This is a genomic window from Bacillus sp. FCW2, assembly GCF_021228595.1.
Lineage (GTDB): Bacteria > Bacillota > Bacilli > Bacillales > Bacillaceae > Bacillus > Bacillus velezensis.
Genome location: NZ_CP089436.1, coordinates 4,148,767 through 4,149,355, shown reverse-complemented (window position 1 = coordinate 4,149,355; position 589 = coordinate 4,148,767). Strand labels below are relative to the sequence as shown.

Genomic DNA, 589 nt, shown 5'->3' with positions numbered 1-589 from the left:
CATTACACGCAAGTGTAATATATGGAGGATTAGCTCAGCTGGGAGAGCATCTGCCTTACAAGCAGAGGGTCGGCGGTTCGAGCCCGTCATCCTCCACCATATTTGCCGGCCTAGCTCAATTGGTAGAGCAACTGACTTGTAATCAGTAGGTTGGGGGTTCAAGTCCTCTGGCCGGCACCATTTTTGGACAAGATAATAACATAAGTCTTTTAAAAAGAGCCATTAGCTCAGTTGGTAGAGCATCTGACTTTTAATCAGAGGGTCGAAGGTTCGAGTCCTTCATGGCTCACCATGTTACGCGGGTGTGGCGGAATTGGCAGACGCGCTAGACTTAGGATCTAGTGTCTTATGACGTGGGGGTTCAAGTCCCTTCACCCGCATTATACAGGATAACTATCCTGTATGCGGAAGTAGTTCAGTGGTAGAACACCACCTTGCCAAGGTGGGGGTCGCGGGTTCGAATCCCGTCTTCCGCTCCAACTATACCATCCACGCCGGGGTGGTGGAATTGGCAGACACACAGGACTTAAAATCCTGCGGTAGGTGACTACCGTGCCGGTTCAAGTCCGGCCCTCGGCATTCATTATTA

6 tRNA genes are annotated in these 589 nt (G+C 50.8%); all 6 read left to right on the top strand.

The features are described from left to right. Positions 1-23: 23 nt before the first annotated feature. The 6 genes from K3G25_RS20635 to K3G25_RS20610 all read left to right on the top strand — a co-directional run bounded on the left by K3G25_RS20635 (position 24) and on the right by K3G25_RS20610 (position 579). A tRNA-Val gene (locus tag K3G25_RS20635) sits at positions 24-99 on the top strand. Between the two features lie 5 nt (positions 100-104). Continuing rightward, positions 105-180, top strand: a tRNA-Thr gene (locus K3G25_RS20630). Positions 181-216: 36 nt separating this feature from the next. Then, positions 217-292 (top strand) — tRNA-Lys (locus K3G25_RS20625). Between the two features lie 6 nt (positions 293-298). Beyond that, a tRNA-Leu gene (locus K3G25_RS20620) sits at positions 299-380 on the top strand. Positions 381-404: 24 nt separating this feature from the next. Further along, positions 405-479, top strand: a tRNA-Gly gene (locus K3G25_RS20615). Between the two features lie 14 nt (positions 480-493). Further along, positions 494-579, top strand: a tRNA-Leu gene (locus K3G25_RS20610). Positions 580-589: the final 10 nt, after the last annotated feature.